A 15,135-nucleotide genomic window follows, 5' to 3' on the forward strand; every position below is an offset into this window, starting at 1 on the left:
CACTCTATTTTCTGCCGATGTATCCTTTTGCCGTCAGCGCTTCGGCGCAAAGGACTGCACCGCCTGCCGCTCCGCGTACCGTATTATGGGACAGTCCGATAAACTTAAAGTCATACACAGAATCTTCCCGCAGTCTTCCGACGGATACTCCCATTCCCTTTTCATAATCCACGTCGGCTTTGACCTGGGGACGATTTTCGTCCTCCAAATACTGGATAAACTGCCCCGGTGCGCTGGGGAGCTTTGCTTCCTGTGGAAATCCCTTAAAATTCACCAGACGATCGATCAGCTCTTCCTTGGTTGGTTTCTTTTTAAAACGCACAAATACTGCCGCCGTATGCCCGTTCAGCACCGGTACCCGAACGCACTGGCAGGAGATTTTGGGAAGCGCTGCCTTCTCCACCTCTCCTTTCTTTACCGTTCCCAGAACGCGAAGAGGTTCTTCTTCACTTTTTTCTTCCTCTCCTCCGATGAAAGGAATGATATTTTCCACCATCTCCGGCCAGTCTGCAAACGTCTTTCCGGCTCCCGAGATCGCCTGATAGGTCGTAGCTATCACTTCCTCCGGTTCAAACTCCTTCCAGGCTGCGAGACAGGGGGTATAGCTTTGGATGGAACAGTTAGGTTTTACTGCAATAAAGCCTCTGGTCGTCTGCAGGCGCTGCTTTTGTGCTTCGATCAATTCAAAATGACTGCTGTTGATCTCCGGAATCACCATGGGAACGTCCTTCGTCCAGCGATGCGCGCTGTTGTTGGAGACCACCGGTGTCTCTGTCTGTGCATAGGCTTCTTCGATCTTTTTGATCTCCTCTTTGCTCATGTCTACCGCACTGAACACAAAATCCACTGTCTGGGCCACTTCTTCTATCCGGTTGACATCCAGAACCACCAGTTTCTTTACAGATTCCGGCATGGGAGTTTCCATCTTCCATCTGTCTCCCACCGCTTCTTCATAGGTCTTGCCGGCAGACCTGGGGCTTGCCGCCACCGTTACCACTTCATACCAGGGGTGCTGGTCCAGCAGGGCAATAAACCTCTGTCCTACCATCCCTGTCGCTCCCAGAATCCCTACTCTTAACTTCTGCTCCATTCCTTCTCCTCCTTTGCCGTCTGCTCTTTCTCATAGGTTCCAATAAAGGCTGCATAGTTTTTGATACTCTCTTCCATCGCTTCCTTTGCAGGACCGCCCGTCGTCAGCCTCTTGTTGATACAAGTGTCCATGGAGATCGCCTCATAGATGTCTTCGGCAAATACGGACGAGATCTTTTGGTACTCCGAAAGCTCCAGCTGATCCAGGCTGATTCCTTTTTCTACGCACAGCAGCACCAACGCTCCGATGATCCCGTGAGCATCCCTAAAGGGAACTCCTTTGTTTACCAGATAGTCTGCCGCGTCAGTAGCATTGGTAAACCCATGTCTGGCACTTTCTTCCATTTTCTCCTTCCTGAAACGGATGGTGTCCATCATCCCGGTAAAAAGTTTCAGGCACATACGCGTGGTATCTATGGCGTCAAAGACCTGCTCCTTATCTTCCTGCATGTCTTTGTTATATGCCAGGGGCAGTCCCTTCATCGTAGTCAGAAGACTCTGCAGCGCCCCGTACACCCGACCACATTTTCCGCGGACCAACTCTGCAATATCCGGATTTTTTTTCTGCGGCATGATGCTGCTTCCGGTACTGTAGGCATCATCGATCTCCACAAACTGATACTCGTTGGAATTCCAAAGAATGATCTCCTCGGAAAACCGGCTAAGATGCATCATCAAAACAGACAGATCTGACAACAGCTCCAGAAGATAATCTCTGTCCGATACTCCATCTATACTGTTTCCCGAAGGCTCCTGAAATCCCAGAAGTCTGGCCGTATACATCCTGTCCAGCGGATAGGTGGTCCCCGCCAGCGCTCCCGATCCCAGCGGGCAGGTGGTCATGGTTTCCTCCAAATGCTTCATCCGAAAAAAATCTCTCCGGAACATTTCAAAGTAGGCTCCCATGTGATGGGCCAGGGTAATGGGCTGAGCCTTCTGTAAATGGGTAAATCCCGGCATGACCGTCTCTGTATGCTCCTCCATAATAGAAAGCAGCACCTGCAAAAACCGCAGTAAAAGCTGCTGAAACTTACCGACTTCTTCCCGGACGTAAAGCTTCATATCCAGTGCCACCTGATCATTGCGGCTTCTTCCCGTATGCAGCTTCTTCCCTGCCTCACCGATCCTTTCTGTCAGATTTGCCTCAATAAAACTGTGGATATCTTCATAGGATCCTGAAATTTCAAGGCTTCCCTCTTCTATTTCCAGCAGAAGCTGCCGCAACCCGGAAACGATCATCTCCCGCTCCTTCTCTGTCAGGATCTGCTGTTTTCCCAGCATCTCCACGTGGGCAATGCTGCCTTTGATATCCTGTCTGTACAGCCGTTTGTCAAATCTGATCGAGTCGTTAAATTCTTTTACAAGCTGATCGGTTTCTTTGGTAAACCGACCTCCCCACAATTGTGCCATTATCTCTTCTCCTTCTCGCTGTTTGCTGGTTTCGTGCGGACTGAAAACCTGCACCCGCAATAGTCCTGCCGGTACAGATGATACTGCTTGGAAAGCTCAATGGAACGTTTGTAACCGTTCTTTTTCTTAAAGTCAGACGGCAGATACTGCACTCCATATTCCTCCGCCAGCTTTTTTCCGATGGCATTGAGCTTCTCCGCCGACTTCATAGGACTGACAGTAAGCGTGGTGGTCACAAAATCAAACCCTCCTTTTCTGGCCATATCCACGGCTTCCCGCAGCCGAAGCTCGTAGCAGGCAAAGCATCTTTCCCCGCCTTCTTTCATCTCCTCTTTTCCCCGGGCCAGTTCTTCAAACCTTTCGTTGTCATAGGTCCCCGCGCAAAAGGAAATCGGATGCAAAACCTCCAGCTTATCGATCAGCATCTGCTGCTCTACGATCCTTCTGCTGTATTCCTCCTCCGGAAAAATATTCGGATTGTAAAAAAACAAAGTAACCTGAAAATAACGGCTTAGATATTCCAGAACGGAACTGCTGCAGGGACCGCAGCAGCTATGAAGCAGCAGGGTGGGAACCTTTCCCTCTTTTTTCAGTGTTTCAATGATCTTTTCCATCTCTTTTTGATAATTCATGGTGACTCCTTCCCCAGAAAGTCTCTGCCTTCTGTTTCCATAAAGCAAAAGATACCGGGAATCCCCTCTCCTGGACTCCGGTATCCCCTCTTTTATAAGCTGGAAATCGGACTTGAACCGACGACCCCTTCATTACGAGTGAAGTGCTCTACCGACTGAGCTATTCCAGCATAGATCACATGAAAATCATGTCACAACAACCATTATACCTGATTTTGAGAGATTTGCAAGCATTTTTTCTACAGAAGATCTACGGAAGATCTACGGACAAAACTCTTCCGGATTCGCTCCCGCATACACCTGACACACACTCTCTTATCAACGTGTTTCCTGTACTAAAAAGCTTTTTCTGCAGCAGAAATCTTAACGGAACCCTTTGGCACAAAAAAGGGTGTTTCCCTGCGCTGTGGGATGTATCTCCATCCCGAAGCGTAGTCTGAAACACCCATCTGTATCCTTTTACCAGTATCTGCGGTACCACGGAGAACCGTACACTGCCTGTATCCTGACAACGTCTCCCGGCTGTGGTGCATGGATCATCTGCCCGCCGCCGATATAAATTCCTACATGTCCGCCATAGCAGACCAGGTCTCCCGGCTGCGGATCGCTGACTGCCATACCGCCGCCTCCCTGCGGTCCCGACGTCCTTGGGATGCTGATCCCTGCCACTCTGTGGCAATACTGCGTCAGTCCCGAACAATCCAGTCCTACCCCCGGAGAGGTCCCGCCCCATACATAAGGAACGCCCAACTGTCCGTAGGCTGCATTGAGGATCATCTGAGCCACCGCCGTATTTCCCTGTGCAACCGTTGTTGTCTGCTGCGCCGGCTGATAACTCGTCGTATTGGCAGATGCAGTATTGGTATTAGCTGTACTGGCTGTATTGCTTGAAGCTGCCGGTTGGCTGTTCTGAGCTGCCTGGCTGGCTGCCGCTTCTTCTGCCGCCTTTCTCTCCTGCTCTTCCCTTGCACGTGCCTCTGCTGCCGCCGCTTCTGCTGCCGCCTGAATCTGCTGATCCAGATCCGCCACCTCTGCCTTCTTGCTTTCAATGGTAGCTGCAAGCTGTTCTTCCTGTGCCTGATACTCTTCCTGCATGGATTCCAGCTTACTCTGTTCCTCTTTCAGCGTATCCTTCAAGGTTGTAATCTTATCTTTCGTGGCAACATATTCCTCCAGCTGATCCCTGTCATAATCGTGAACATTCTGGACATACTCCGCCTTGTTCACCAGATCGGAAAAGCTTTCGGCAGATACCAGCGTCTCCAGTACGGTGGCATTGCCTTCCTCGTACATGTACTTGATACGCTTTTTCATCGCCTTGTACTGTTTTTTCTCTTTCTTTTCAGCTGCTGCCAGATCCACCTCCGCCTGTGCGATCGCTTCTCCCTTTTCTACCAGCTGTGCTTCCAGAGAGTTCAGTTTGGTCATCAGATCCGTCAACTGCTGCTGAAGACTGCTGACCTCCTGCTCCTTTGCCGCTTTATTACTTTTCAATTCATCTGCTGACGGTGCTGCCATAACCGGTGTCACGATCAAAGACGCCGCTGCAACTGCCGCCAGAACGCGTACTCCTACCTTATTCATACCTACCACCCTTTTATATTATTTACCTTGTTTCCCTCTCACAAGTTTCCTAACGGTATTGATTATACCTTAAGATTATTGATTTTGCAATATTTTTTAATATTTTTGTAACATTTAGTGCTTTCACATCGGTCTGCGGCTTCCTTCTTATCCGTCGTTTTCTACTCTTTGAAGCAGCACAAACAGGGTTGCTGCTACCGCTGCACAGCCAACCGTCACCCCTCCTATGTACCTGTAGTCCCGCAATAAAAATTCAAACCAGTTGTACCTTGTTCCAACCACAGAAAAAAGATTCATGGCAGAGTGAGCCAGCACCGGAGCCAGCACAGAGCCCTGCTTCTCGTAGAGATATGCCAGCAGTCCTCCCAGGCAGAATCCATACAGCATCTGTACCAGATTGATGTGCATCACCCCAAACACAGCCGCCGATAATCCGGCCGCATACAAAAACCCGTACTGTCCTCGCAAGCGTTTATACAGCAGGCCCCGGAATACCAGCTCCTCACAAATGGGGATCAAAATTCCCAGAGACAGGATCTGGATCACAAAGGAGGAAGCGTACATTGCCTCCATGGTAGTTTTGTAGCTTTCACTGTACTGGGACAGATTCCCGATCAGGATCAGTCCGTTTAAGGCAATCGACGCGGCAAGCGCCATCAAAACCCCCAGACAGCAGACTCCCCCGGATCCTTTTCCTGTCCTCCGGATCCCCTGCTCCTGTTCTCTCCACCTGTCCTGTCTCATGAAAAGCAGCATAATAGGAATCGTGATCAGCGCTGCGATTCCCTCCAGTAATGTGGTGTATTTCACAAATTCCTTCAGAAGTCCGCTGGCAAACAGATTCATCTTCTGCACATCCATCATATAGGAAGCCGCTTCTTCGTAATGTTCTGAAACATACAGAAGATAGAACACAAACATCCCTATGGTGGAAACTCCCGCTGCGATCGCCCACTTGATCAGGATCGGCCCCGCCAGATACCAGATATTCCCTTTTCCGCCTCTGCGAGGTGCATTTTTTTTGTCATCTTTCCATTCCATAACCTGTTCTCCCGCCCTATAAACGTATTTTCACCACGTCCACATCCAGATTCCATAAAAATTTATCCAGATCCTTAAAGGAAAGAAAAACCGTGGCCGTGTTGGTAAGCGGGTGGATTCCCATGCTCTTACAGGAGGACAGATCCTTGTCGATAAAAAACTCTACCCCGTGCTCCTTATCGTTCATCAATCCAAAGGGAGAAACGCTTCCCTGTTTCAGTCCCAGATATTTTTCCAGCCGTTCCTCTGATGCAAAACTTAAGTTTCCTGCCCCTAGAGTTTTACTCAGTTTTTTCAGGTCTACCGTCTTCTTTTCCTCACAGGTGATCAAAAAATGTCGTTTCCCTTTGCTGTCTCTCAAAAAAGATTCTTGCACAAAACTCCCTTTTTATCCAGTCCTTCCCTTTCCATATCTTCCATCGTGTAGACTGGATCATGATCCACCGCCTCATAGCTGATCTTCATTTTTTGTAAAGCGTCATATACCCGCTGTTTTTCCTGCTCCATACCTTTCTCCTTTCATTGCTTTTATCCCTCTATTATAGAAAGACAGGTTTCTCTTGTCAAAACCATTCCGCTCAAAATCCTCTATTTAAAATCCTCTATTCCAAAATCTTCTGTCAGAGTTCTCTATCAAACTCTTTTGGGCAAGTCCTCTGTGTCCAAAGCTTTCTGGGAAACACGTTTCAGATCATATGCGCTTCCGGCTGCTCGTCTTCATATTCAAAAATGCAGTGCCGGTAAGCGTTGATAATGTGCGTCTCCTGATATTTCTGATATCTTTTGTGTTTTCTGCCATAAGAAAAATGCACATGCCCATGGATGAAAAAACGGGGTCGATATTTCTGCATCAGTGTATCAAACACTTTGTATCCCTGGTGGGGAAGATCCTCCCCGTCATTGATCCCATAGGCGGGAGCATGGGTCACCAGAATGTCTATCCCTTTTTTCATACACAAACTGGGCCAAAGCTTCCGGACTCTGCGTTTCATTTCTCCTTCTGTATACTGATGATCTCCTTTGCTGTATCTCATGGATCCTCCCAGCCCCAGGATTCGGACTCCCTGATGAACATAGATACGGTCTTCTATACAGATGCACCCTTCCGGAGGCGTTTCCGCATATTTTGTATCATGGTTGCCGTGTACATAAAGAACCGGTGCGGAAGTGAAGGTGGCCAGAAAGGACAGATAATTTGGATTCAGATCCCCGCAGGAAATGATCAGGTCGATCCCTTCCAGTTTGCTTTTTTCAAAATAGTCCCAGAAATATTTGGATTCTACATCTGCCATTGCAAGTATTTTCATGATTTGTCCTCTTTCTTTTTTCTGGGAAGCCCCTGCTGCAATACCACTGGCCGGAAGCTCTCTTCCAGTTCTTCCAGATCCGGGATCTCTCCCTCAATATTTTCCGCCAGCCAGTCCATGGTGATAATCTCCTCCGGAGATAGGCTATCTCCTTCTCTTCCCCGGAGCACCCCCTCCTGATCGTAAAAAGTTCCGGTAAACGGGTGAAAAATGCCAAGCCGTATGGTTTCCTTCAAAAGTTCCGTCAGCTGTCTCGTTCCTTCCGGAAGGCTTCCGGAGCAGATCACATCCACCACTTCCGCCGACATCCCCCACCAGTAATTGATGGCTTTCGTTCCCTCCGGCGCATCATCATATTTCCAGGTTCCGTCAAAGATCGTCTGGATCAACTGTTCATAAAACCGTCCCCAGTGCCATACAGGCATGGCCAGATTGGCAAAATCCGTCCCCTCTTTTCTGTAAACTCCAAACATCCGGGAATTCGCCTCCGGTATCACCATATCTTTTCCGGATACATAGTCCGCCTCCGACTGCCGGATATATCCGTCCGGATCCGCCCCTTTTCTCGTAAACCACTCCAGGTACACCTTTGCCTTGGGGTTGACCATCCTGACTCCCAATGCAAAGGCGTTGATATTGGCAATTTCCCCATAAATAGGATAGTCTGCCAGATATACGATCCTGTCTTTTTCCGTACTGAGTCCCGCCAGCGCTCCCATGAGAAACTTTGCCTCATACATCCTGGCATAGTAGGTTCTGATATATCTGTGGGAGGTGTTCAAAGAACAGCTTAAAATACGGACATCCGGATTGGCAATGGCAGCTTTTACACTGGCCGTCACAAACACCGGCGTAGTGGTAAAAATCAGGTTGCACCCTGCCCGGATGGCTTCCTCCATCACTTCTTCCACCGTCTGTTCCGTCACATTTTCAAAGACCAGTGTCTCCACCGCATCCGCAAAGCATTCCTCCAGATGCTGTCTGCCCAGTTCATGGGCATATGTCCAGGCGGAAGAGGCCGGCGTCTTATCATACAGGAAGGCGATCTTTAGTTTCGTCTCGTTCAAGGGAAGGAACCGGCTGAAAATAGACGGCTTCTCTTTCGCCGGATCCATCTTCAGATCGATTTCCTTTTCTTCTTCCAGCAATTCAAATTCTTCCCAGCTGTCCGCAATCAGTTTCTTTAATTCACTGATCCCGATATCCCGGATCTCTGCGTATCCATAAAGAGAGAGCAAGGCCAAAAAGGCGTCTCCCGGCAGGACGGACAGCTGATTTTTATTCTGGCTTTGAAACGCTGTCGTAAACCGGGTGTAGGCCGAATTAAAATCCCGCCGCTCTTCTTCCGTCCACGGCTCCTTTTCCTGTTTTCCCACCATCTTCTGCAGTTTGGGAAAACTTCCCACCTTTGAGAACCAGATATTGTTCATGTGAGCCGCCTCATAAAAGTCCAAAAATTCAAAATAGATCCTGTTCTCTGTTTCTTCCGTCTTCTTCGGTATAATACGGACAACAGTTCCCGGAGTATACGCCACATTATAATGTTTCATGACGCTGACTCTCTTATTGCCTTCCTCCACATAAAACCGGTTCATATACTCGTATGCTTTGATAGGCTCACGGATCCCCTCCTGCTCATGGCTGTCGCTCAATCTGGACCACTTGTATGCAAACTCGGTATTTTCCCGCAGGATCGGCATAAAATTGTGGGCAAAAGCACTGCTCCTGCTTTTTGTCTTGGTTCCTACGATCTGATCCATTGGGATCTGCACAAGGCCAAGGGGGACTTCCGACAAGGTTCCTCTGGTGGGAAGCAGTTCATCCAGTACTTCCACCGTCGGGTGCAGTCCTTTCAAAAGTCTTGTCTGATACTCCTTTTTTCCTGATTTGTAAGCCTTCATATATTCAGAAAGTGACATCGTTGCCTCCTTATGCTTCTGTTTTTTGAAACATCCTTATTATACACGATTTTTTTCATGAAAAAAAGCAGAACGCATTTGTATCGAATTTTCATCGAAAAACACTTTCTGCTCTCCTTCATATAGCGACCTCTCCTAGATGTAATACATCAGTTCCTCGCCTTTTTGGTGCCTCAGATAATCTTTTGCCAGATCCTCCAGCGTGATCTCTTCCAGTATCTTCGTTAATCCATCGTTTACCGGATCTACTACCATACTTTGAATCGTCCGGGAAATCGGGGAATCCCCCGTCTCCTCTGCCAGCCTGTACTCTCCCTCCAGCACCTCCAAAATCTGTGAAACCCGGATTTCCTGTGCCTTTTGGGACAAGCGATATCCGCCCTGCGGACCCTTTACACTGTTTACAACCCCCGCCCTTCTCAGACTTCCGAATATCTGCTCCAAATACTGTGTGGAAATCTCATTTCTTTCCGCGATGGTATTCAGCGCAACATACTCTGTTTCCGGCTGGACCGCCAGGTCAATCAACGCTACCAGTCCATACCTGCTCTTTTTTGAAAACTTCATGATCAGCCCCCATATCCTTTATTCTTCAAACAGCGGTGTAGAATAATATCTATCTCCACTGTCAGGAAGTACTGCTACTATAGTCTTCCCCTTATTTTCCGGCCGTTTTGCCAGCTGGATCGCCGCGCTTAACGCCGCTCCGGATGAGATCCCTACCAGGATTCCTTCCTGCTTTCCGAATGCTTTCGATGTTTCAAACGCATCCTCATTTTCTACCGGGATCACCTCCCCATACAATGCTGTATTTAAATTGGTCGGAATAAACCCGGCGCCGATTCCCTGGATCTTGTGTGGTCCTGCCGTTCCCTGGGATAACACCGGAGACGCCTTCGGCTCAACGGCTACCACTTCTACGCTTGGATTCTGTGCCTTCAGGAATTCTCCTGTTCCGGTAAGCGTACCTCCGGTACCCACTCCCGCCACAAAAATATCCACCTTTCCTTCGGTATCTTCCCAGATCTCCGGTCCTGTCGTCCTGCGGTGCACTTCAGGGTTCGCCGGATTATCAAACTGAGCCGGGATATAACCGCCCGGAATTTCCTGTTTCAGTTCTTCCGCCTTCTCAATGGCACCTTTCATTCCCTTTGCCCCATCGGTCAGAACCAGTTCTGCTCCGTATGCTTTGAGGATGTTTCTTCTTTCCACACTCATGGTATCCGGCATCACCAGGATAATGCGATATCCCTTGGCTGCGGCAAGGGACGCAAGCCCGATCCCCGTATTGCCGGAGGTAGGCTCTATGATCACAGATCCTTTCCTTAACAGCCCCTTTTCTTCTGCATCTTCGATCATGGCCTTTGCGATCCTGTCCTTCACACTTCCCGCCGGATTCAGATACTCCAGCTTCACCAGGATCCTGGCTTCCAGTCCAAGAGATGCCTCAAGGTTTTTTGCCTCCAACAAGGGAGTCTTTCCAATCAATTCTATTACGCTTTCATAGACTTTACTCATATTATACCTACCTTTCCTGTCAACTTACTATGTTTTGTTGAAGCCCATTATAAAAGTCATTTTCCTATTTGTCAAGTAGGTTTTTAATTTATTTTACATTTCTTTTCATCTTTTTGCAATCTGTATTTTTATTTTTTGCAGAGATTTTACACGTTTTTCTACCTTCTTGATCCGTTTTCCTTCCGCCGGTTTTCTGATCCTGTATCATGTCTTTTTCTTCCCTGCTGTTCTTGCCTGTCTTTGTCTCCTGATCTCTCTGTTTTTCAAAAAATGTTCTTCCTATTTCCAAAAAACCATAGAATAACCCGTGTAATGATGTTATAATCAGAATAATAAAAGGTTGCAACTCTTCATGCCGAATGTGGCATACACAGTGTTTCCTTTCTTTTTCGCAGATGTACACATCTTGCCTGAGGCCTTTGTGTAAGAGGAGGTTCAGCCGATTCCTACTGCACAGGAAAACTTACCACAGAAGGGGGAATGAACATGAGCAAACGTATCATTACAATTGGACGACAATTCGGAAGTAACGGGCGTCATCTGGGTATCGCGCTCGCCAAACGGCTGGGAATCAACTGTTACGACAGAGAACTGATCGAACTGGCTGCCCAGAAAATGGACATTCCGTTTGACCAGCTGTCCCTCGTTGACGAAAAGCGCGAAAAACCCTGGTCTTATCAGGCTGATGTGGATGCAGCGCTGGATCGGCGGTACCGCTACGAGCATATTGACGAGCAGTTGTTTCATGTACAGTCGGAAGTGATCCAGCAGCTGGCCCGTCAGGAATCCTGTATCATTGTAGGCCGCTGCGCAGACTATGTTCTGAAGGATTCCGATTCTCTTCTCAGCGTCTATTTCTATGCTCCCTACGAGCTTCGTCTCAAAACCGTCATGGAGCGGTATGATCTGGATGAAAAAAAGGCAGAGAAGTTGATGAACAAGGTGGACAAGGACAGAAGCTACTACTATAACTATTACACGGATCAATACTGGGAGGATATGGAAAGCTATCATCTTTGTCTTGATACCAGCGCCTTTTCCGAAGAGGATCTCCTGGATCTTCTGGAGCACGCCTACCGGCAGCTGGAACTAGAATAGACCGTTCCTCTCACCGGACAAAGCGGTCGCGCAATGACCCTCTCAGGAAAACTTCTGATTCTATCAGACACGATTTCCCATGAAACAAATAAGAGCAGTCAGGTTCACAAATGTGATCTGCTGCTCTTGTTTTTTGTCTTGTCTTTTCTGACATCTTTTTCTTTTATTTGGACCTTTTTCTGCTATCTTTTCTTTCGACGTTCTTTTTCAGGACAGAAGCTTTTCAAATCCGATCCTCTCGTCTCCGGCCTCCGGTCCCGCAGCAAGATGGATCGTTCCGCACTTTTGAAATCCGGCCTTTAAAAGTGCAGACTGCATCGGCAGATTTCCCGGATGTGTATCAATCCTGACCGCCGCAAACCCACTTTCTTTTGCCAGCATACATCCATGGGAAAACAGTTGACCTGCCACTCCCCTCCCTCTCGCTTTCAGGGCCACACATACCCGGTGCATGGAAGCATATGGCTTTTCCTGAAGCCATTTCCCCCGGATGCTCCCGTAGGAGGCATCCAAAGTTTCTTGGTAAGCAAACACTCCCAGCACTTCTTCCTCCTCTACGGCCACATAGCCGTTTCTTTCTTCTATATCCCTGACCCACACCTCCCTGCAAGGATATCCTTTCTGCCACTGGGACAGTCCCAGCCCTCTTAAACTTTCCTTCGCTTCCTCCGTGATCCTGCAGATCATCTCCAGATCTTTCGGGGTCGCATGACGAATCCTGATCATAAGTCTCCCTCCTCCTGCAGTTTTTTACGGATCTTCGCAATTTCCTCTTTATGTCCCGCATCATCCAGGGGCGTTTCCAGATAAAACGGAAGATCCCTGAGGCTCGGATGACAGATCACCCGACGCAACGCCTCCCATCCGATCTCTCCTTCTCCTGTCACTTCATGCCTGTCTTTTCTTGCAGCGAAAGGCATTTTGCTGTCATTTAGATGAACCGCCCTCAAAAGATCCAATCCCAGGATCCGGTCAAACTCCTCCAAAACCTTCTCCAGATTCTTCCGGATATCATATCCTGCCGAAAAAACATGGCAGGTATCCAGACAAATGCCCATTCGCTCTTTGTGGGTCACTCCCTCCAGGATCGCTTTCAATTCTTCAAACCTGCTGCCGATCTCCGTTCCCTTTCCACTCATCGTTTCCAAAAGGACCCGGATCTTTTCCTGTCCTGTCAGACCCGCATTCAATCCTCTGACAATGTTGTCGATTCCCTTTTCTATCCCGATTCCTGTATGACTTCCCGGATGAAACACAAACAGGTCGATCCCCAGGCTGTCCATCCGCGCTACGTCCTCCTTCAGGGTGCTGCAGGCAAAGGTGTACACCTCTTCCTTTTCGCTGGCAAGATTCATCGTGTACGGGGCGTGAGCCAGGATCGGCGCAAATCCGTGACTGTCCCGGATTTCCCAAAACCTTCTGATCTCTTCCTCCCCGTACACCTTAAATCCGGATCCCCTGGGGTTCCGGCTGAATATCTGCATGGTATCCGCCCCCATTGCCACAGTAGCCTCCGCCGCCTTTGCGATCCCCCCTGCGATGGACATATGCGTTCCTATTCTTAGCATGCTTCGTTCTCCGCTCTCCTTAAAATATCGTAGACCTCCGCCTCTTCGCTTAACTCTACATATAATTCCTGTTTGGAATGGGGCGCACTTTTCTGCTCCCTTCCTTCCTTGTCCAGGATCCTTTTTACCACCGTCTCCACATTTCTTCCGTCCGGCTTCATGATCTCGATGATCTCCCCTACGGAAAATTTATTTTTTTGCTGAAGCCTGTAGCATCCCTCCTTCACTTCTTCCACCGTTCCCAGATAAGTATATTCCTTAATATAGGTGTTATTGTCGTAAATCTGAGTTTCTTCAGAGGGCTTTCCAAAATAAAATCCTGTCGTAAACTGTCTGTAAGTGCAGTTGGAGATCTGCTCCAGGTACCAGGGCATCTGCTTTCGATACAATTCCTCGTCCTGAAAACAATCGTCTATGGCTTTTCTGTAGGTTCTCGCCACTGTCGCCACGTAAAGCGCTGTCTTCATCCTGCCTTCGATCTTAAAGCTGTCGATCCCGGCCTCCATCATCTGTGGGATATACTCGATCATGCACAGATCCTTTGAGTTGAAAATATAGGTTCCTCTCTCGTTTTCGTACACCGGCATGTATTCTCCCGGTCTTTTTTCCTCCACCAGAGAATACTTCCAGCGGCAGGGATGTGTACAGGCTCCTCTATTGGCGTCCCTGCCCGTAAAATAATTACTTAAAAGACACCGTCCGGAATAAGACATACACATGGCTCCGTGAATAAAGCTTTCAATCTCCATCTCCTCCGGTATATGGTCCCGGATCTCCCGGATTTCCTGCAGGGACAGTTCCCTTGCGGAAACCACCCGCTTTGCTCCCAGCTCCCACCAGAAGCGGTAGGTTCCGTAATTGGTATTATTGGCCTGGGTGCTGATGTGCCTTTCTATCTCCGGACAGATCTCCTTTGCCAGCTGAAATACTGCAGGATCTGCGATGATCAGGGCATCCGGTTGATACTCTTTCAATTCCTGAAAATATTCTGCTACTCCTGCCAGGTCTTCATTGTGTGCCAAAATGTTTGCCGTCACATACACCCTTACTCCGTGGGCATGGGCAAATTCAATTCCTTTTTTCATTTCCTCCGGCGAAAAATTTTTGGCCTTTGCCCGAAGTCCAAAAGCTTCCCCTCCGATGTAAACGGCGTCTGCTCCGTAGATCACTGCCGTTTTCAACACTTCCAGGCTGCTTGCAGGTATCAGCAGTTCCGGTTTTTTCCTATTCATCACACTTCTCCTTTTTCACACTGATGGCCACGCCGTCTCCCACCGGGAGAATGGCCGTCTCCAGTTCTTCCATTCGTTTGATGGTATAAAGATATTCCCGCATCCGGCTATGGATGGTGCGGTTGCGCCTTTCCACCGCAAATCTGGAATCCAGGATCTCTCCTTCCTGCAGCACATTGTCAGACAGGATGATTCCTCCCTGTTCCAATACTCTGAGCACATGGGGCAGATAGGAAAGGTATTGTCCCTTTGCCGCATCTACAAAAATAAAGTCAAACGTCTCCGAAAGCGTGGGAAGGATTTTATCGGCATCCCCCTCCAAAAGAGTGATCCTCTCTTCTGTTCCTGCCCGTCTGAAATTTGCTCTGGCAGCTACGATCCGTTTTTCATATTGTTCAATGGTCACGATCCTGCAGGATTCCCCCAAAAACCGGCTCATAAGAATTGCGGAAAAGCCTACTGCCGTACCGATTTCCAGGATTCTTTCCGGTTTTTTCATTTCCAGAAGTACTTTTAAAAGACTCTGTGTCTCCTTTCGTATGATGGGGACTCCCTCTTTCAGCGCCTCCCTTTCGATGGCCGCGACCACAGCTTCCTCTTCTTTCTCCAGAGAATGCAGAAACGTCGCCATTCTGTCTTCCATGTTCATGTTTCTCTCCTTCTTTCGGGCCGCAGTCCATCCGGCCTCGTTCTGCAACAAAGGAAAGACGCATCCTTTTTCAGGTCTGCGTCTCCTT

General features: G+C 48.5%; 17 protein-coding genes and 1 tRNA gene. 1 reads left to right on the forward strand and 17 read right to left on the reverse strand.

What is annotated here, in order from left to right:
* Positions 1–4: 4 nt before the first annotated feature.
* The 13 genes from asd to FYJ34_RS01885 form a co-directional block, all read right to left on the reverse strand.
* Positions 5–1,090: an aspartate-semialdehyde dehydrogenase gene (gene asd / locus FYJ34_RS01830; RefSeq protein ID WP_154475733.1), complete on the reverse strand. Its 1,086-nt coding sequence runs from the start codon at positions 1,088–1,090 to the stop codon at positions 5–7.
* Entirely contained in the window at positions 1,075–2,499 is a 1,425-nt protein-coding gene (gene argH, locus FYJ34_RS01835; RefSeq protein ID WP_154475735.1) for an argininosuccinate lyase, read from the reverse strand. Before argH ends, asd begins: the two co-directional genes overlap by 16 nt.
* Positions 2,499–3,131, reverse strand: coding sequence for an epoxyqueuosine reductase QueH (locus FYJ34_RS01840; RefSeq protein ID WP_154475737.1), 633 nt, complete (start codon positions 3,129–3,131; stop codon positions 2,499–2,501). The genes argH and FYJ34_RS01840 overlap by 1 nt, the downstream gene beginning before the upstream one ends.
* A gap of 97 nt (positions 3,132–3,228) precedes the next feature.
* Positions 3,229–3,301: transfer RNA gene (locus FYJ34_RS01845), tRNA-Thr, on the reverse strand.
* Positions 3,302–3,590: 289 nt separating this feature from the next.
* Positions 3,591–4,715 (reverse strand): C40 family peptidase, encoded by a 1,125-nt coding sequence (locus FYJ34_RS01850; protein WP_154475739.1) that lies wholly within the window; start codon positions 4,713–4,715, stop codon positions 3,591–3,593.
* 147 nt (positions 4,716–4,862) lie between these two features.
* Positions 4,863–5,756 (reverse strand): CPBP family intramembrane glutamic endopeptidase, encoded by an 894-nt coding sequence (locus FYJ34_RS01855; protein ID WP_154475741.1) that lies wholly within the window; start codon positions 5,754–5,756, stop codon positions 4,863–4,865.
* A gap of 16 nt (positions 5,757–5,772) precedes the next feature.
* The gene (locus FYJ34_RS01860) at positions 5,773–6,117 is read right to left on the reverse strand and encodes a YbaK/EbsC family protein (protein WP_235899181.1); all 345 of its coding nucleotides are present in this window, start codon (positions 6,115–6,117) and stop codon (positions 5,773–5,775) included.
* A complete protein-coding gene (locus tag FYJ34_RS13065) occupies positions 6,114–6,263 on the reverse strand; it encodes a YbaK/EbsC family protein (protein WP_235899183.1) in 150 nt (49 codons plus the stop codon). Before FYJ34_RS13065 ends, FYJ34_RS01860 begins: the two co-directional genes overlap by 4 nt.
* A gap of 179 nt (positions 6,264–6,442) precedes the next feature.
* Positions 6,443–7,063, reverse strand: coding sequence for a metallophosphoesterase family protein (locus tag FYJ34_RS01865; RefSeq protein ID WP_154475743.1), 621 nt, complete (start codon positions 7,061–7,063; stop codon positions 6,443–6,445).
* Positions 7,060–8,982, reverse strand: coding sequence for a BMP family ABC transporter substrate-binding protein (locus FYJ34_RS01870; protein WP_154475745.1), 1,923 nt, complete (start codon positions 8,980–8,982; stop codon positions 7,060–7,062). Before FYJ34_RS01870 ends, FYJ34_RS01865 begins: the two co-directional genes overlap by 4 nt.
* A 135-nt stretch (positions 8,983–9,117) precedes the next feature.
* Positions 9,118–9,549 (reverse strand): RrF2 family transcriptional regulator, encoded by a 432-nt coding sequence (locus tag FYJ34_RS01875; RefSeq protein ID WP_154475747.1) that lies wholly within the window; start codon positions 9,547–9,549, stop codon positions 9,118–9,120.
* 18 nt (positions 9,550–9,567) lie between these two features.
* Complete coding sequence (gene cysK, locus FYJ34_RS01880) at positions 9,568–10,500, reverse strand: cysteine synthase A (protein ID WP_154475749.1); 933 nt, start codon at positions 10,498–10,500, stop codon at positions 9,568–9,570.
* Between the two features lie 88 nt (positions 10,501–10,588).
* Positions 10,589–10,903: a hypothetical protein gene (locus FYJ34_RS01885; RefSeq protein ID WP_154475751.1), complete on the reverse strand. Its 315-nt coding sequence runs from the start codon at positions 10,901–10,903 to the stop codon at positions 10,589–10,591.
* An 83-nt stretch (positions 10,904–10,986) separates the two neighbouring features.
* Between FYJ34_RS01885 and FYJ34_RS01890 the strand changes: the two genes are divergently transcribed.
* Positions 10,987–11,598, forward strand: coding sequence for a cytidylate kinase-like family protein (locus FYJ34_RS01890; RefSeq protein ID WP_154475753.1), 612 nt, complete (start codon positions 10,987–10,989; stop codon positions 11,596–11,598).
* 207 nt (positions 11,599–11,805) lie between these two features.
* On the opposite strand, the gene FYJ34_RS01895 is transcribed toward FYJ34_RS01890, so the two are convergent.
* Genes FYJ34_RS01895 through FYJ34_RS01910 form a run of 4 tightly spaced genes read right to left on the reverse strand, consistent with a single transcriptional unit; the run spans position 11,806 to position 15,047 of the window.
* Positions 11,806–12,324 carry a GNAT family N-acetyltransferase gene (locus tag FYJ34_RS01895; RefSeq protein ID WP_154475755.1) on the reverse strand — a complete coding sequence of 173 codons (519 nt, stop codon included), beginning with the start codon at positions 12,322–12,324 and terminating at the stop codon, positions 11,806–11,808.
* Positions 12,321–13,166 (reverse strand): deoxyribonuclease IV, encoded by an 846-nt coding sequence (locus FYJ34_RS01900; protein WP_154475757.1) that lies wholly within the window; start codon positions 13,164–13,166, stop codon positions 12,321–12,323. Before FYJ34_RS01900 ends, FYJ34_RS01895 begins: the two co-directional genes overlap by 4 nt.
* Positions 13,160–14,398 carry a peptidase U32 family protein gene (locus FYJ34_RS01905; protein ID WP_154475759.1) on the reverse strand — a complete coding sequence of 413 codons (1,239 nt, stop codon included), beginning with the start codon at positions 14,396–14,398 and terminating at the stop codon, positions 13,160–13,162. The genes FYJ34_RS01900 and FYJ34_RS01905 overlap by 7 nt, the downstream gene beginning before the upstream one ends.
* A complete protein-coding gene (locus tag FYJ34_RS01910; protein ID WP_154475761.1) occupies positions 14,391–15,047 on the reverse strand; it encodes an O-methyltransferase in 657 nt (218 codons plus the stop codon). The genes FYJ34_RS01905 and FYJ34_RS01910 overlap by 8 nt, the downstream gene beginning before the upstream one ends.
* Positions 15,048–15,135 lie beyond the last annotated feature (88 nt).

Origin of the sequence: Suipraeoptans intestinalis, assembly GCF_009696485.1 — a bacterium.
GTDB classification, from domain to species: domain Bacteria; phylum Bacillota; class Clostridia; order Lachnospirales; family Lachnospiraceae; genus Suipraeoptans; species Suipraeoptans intestinalis.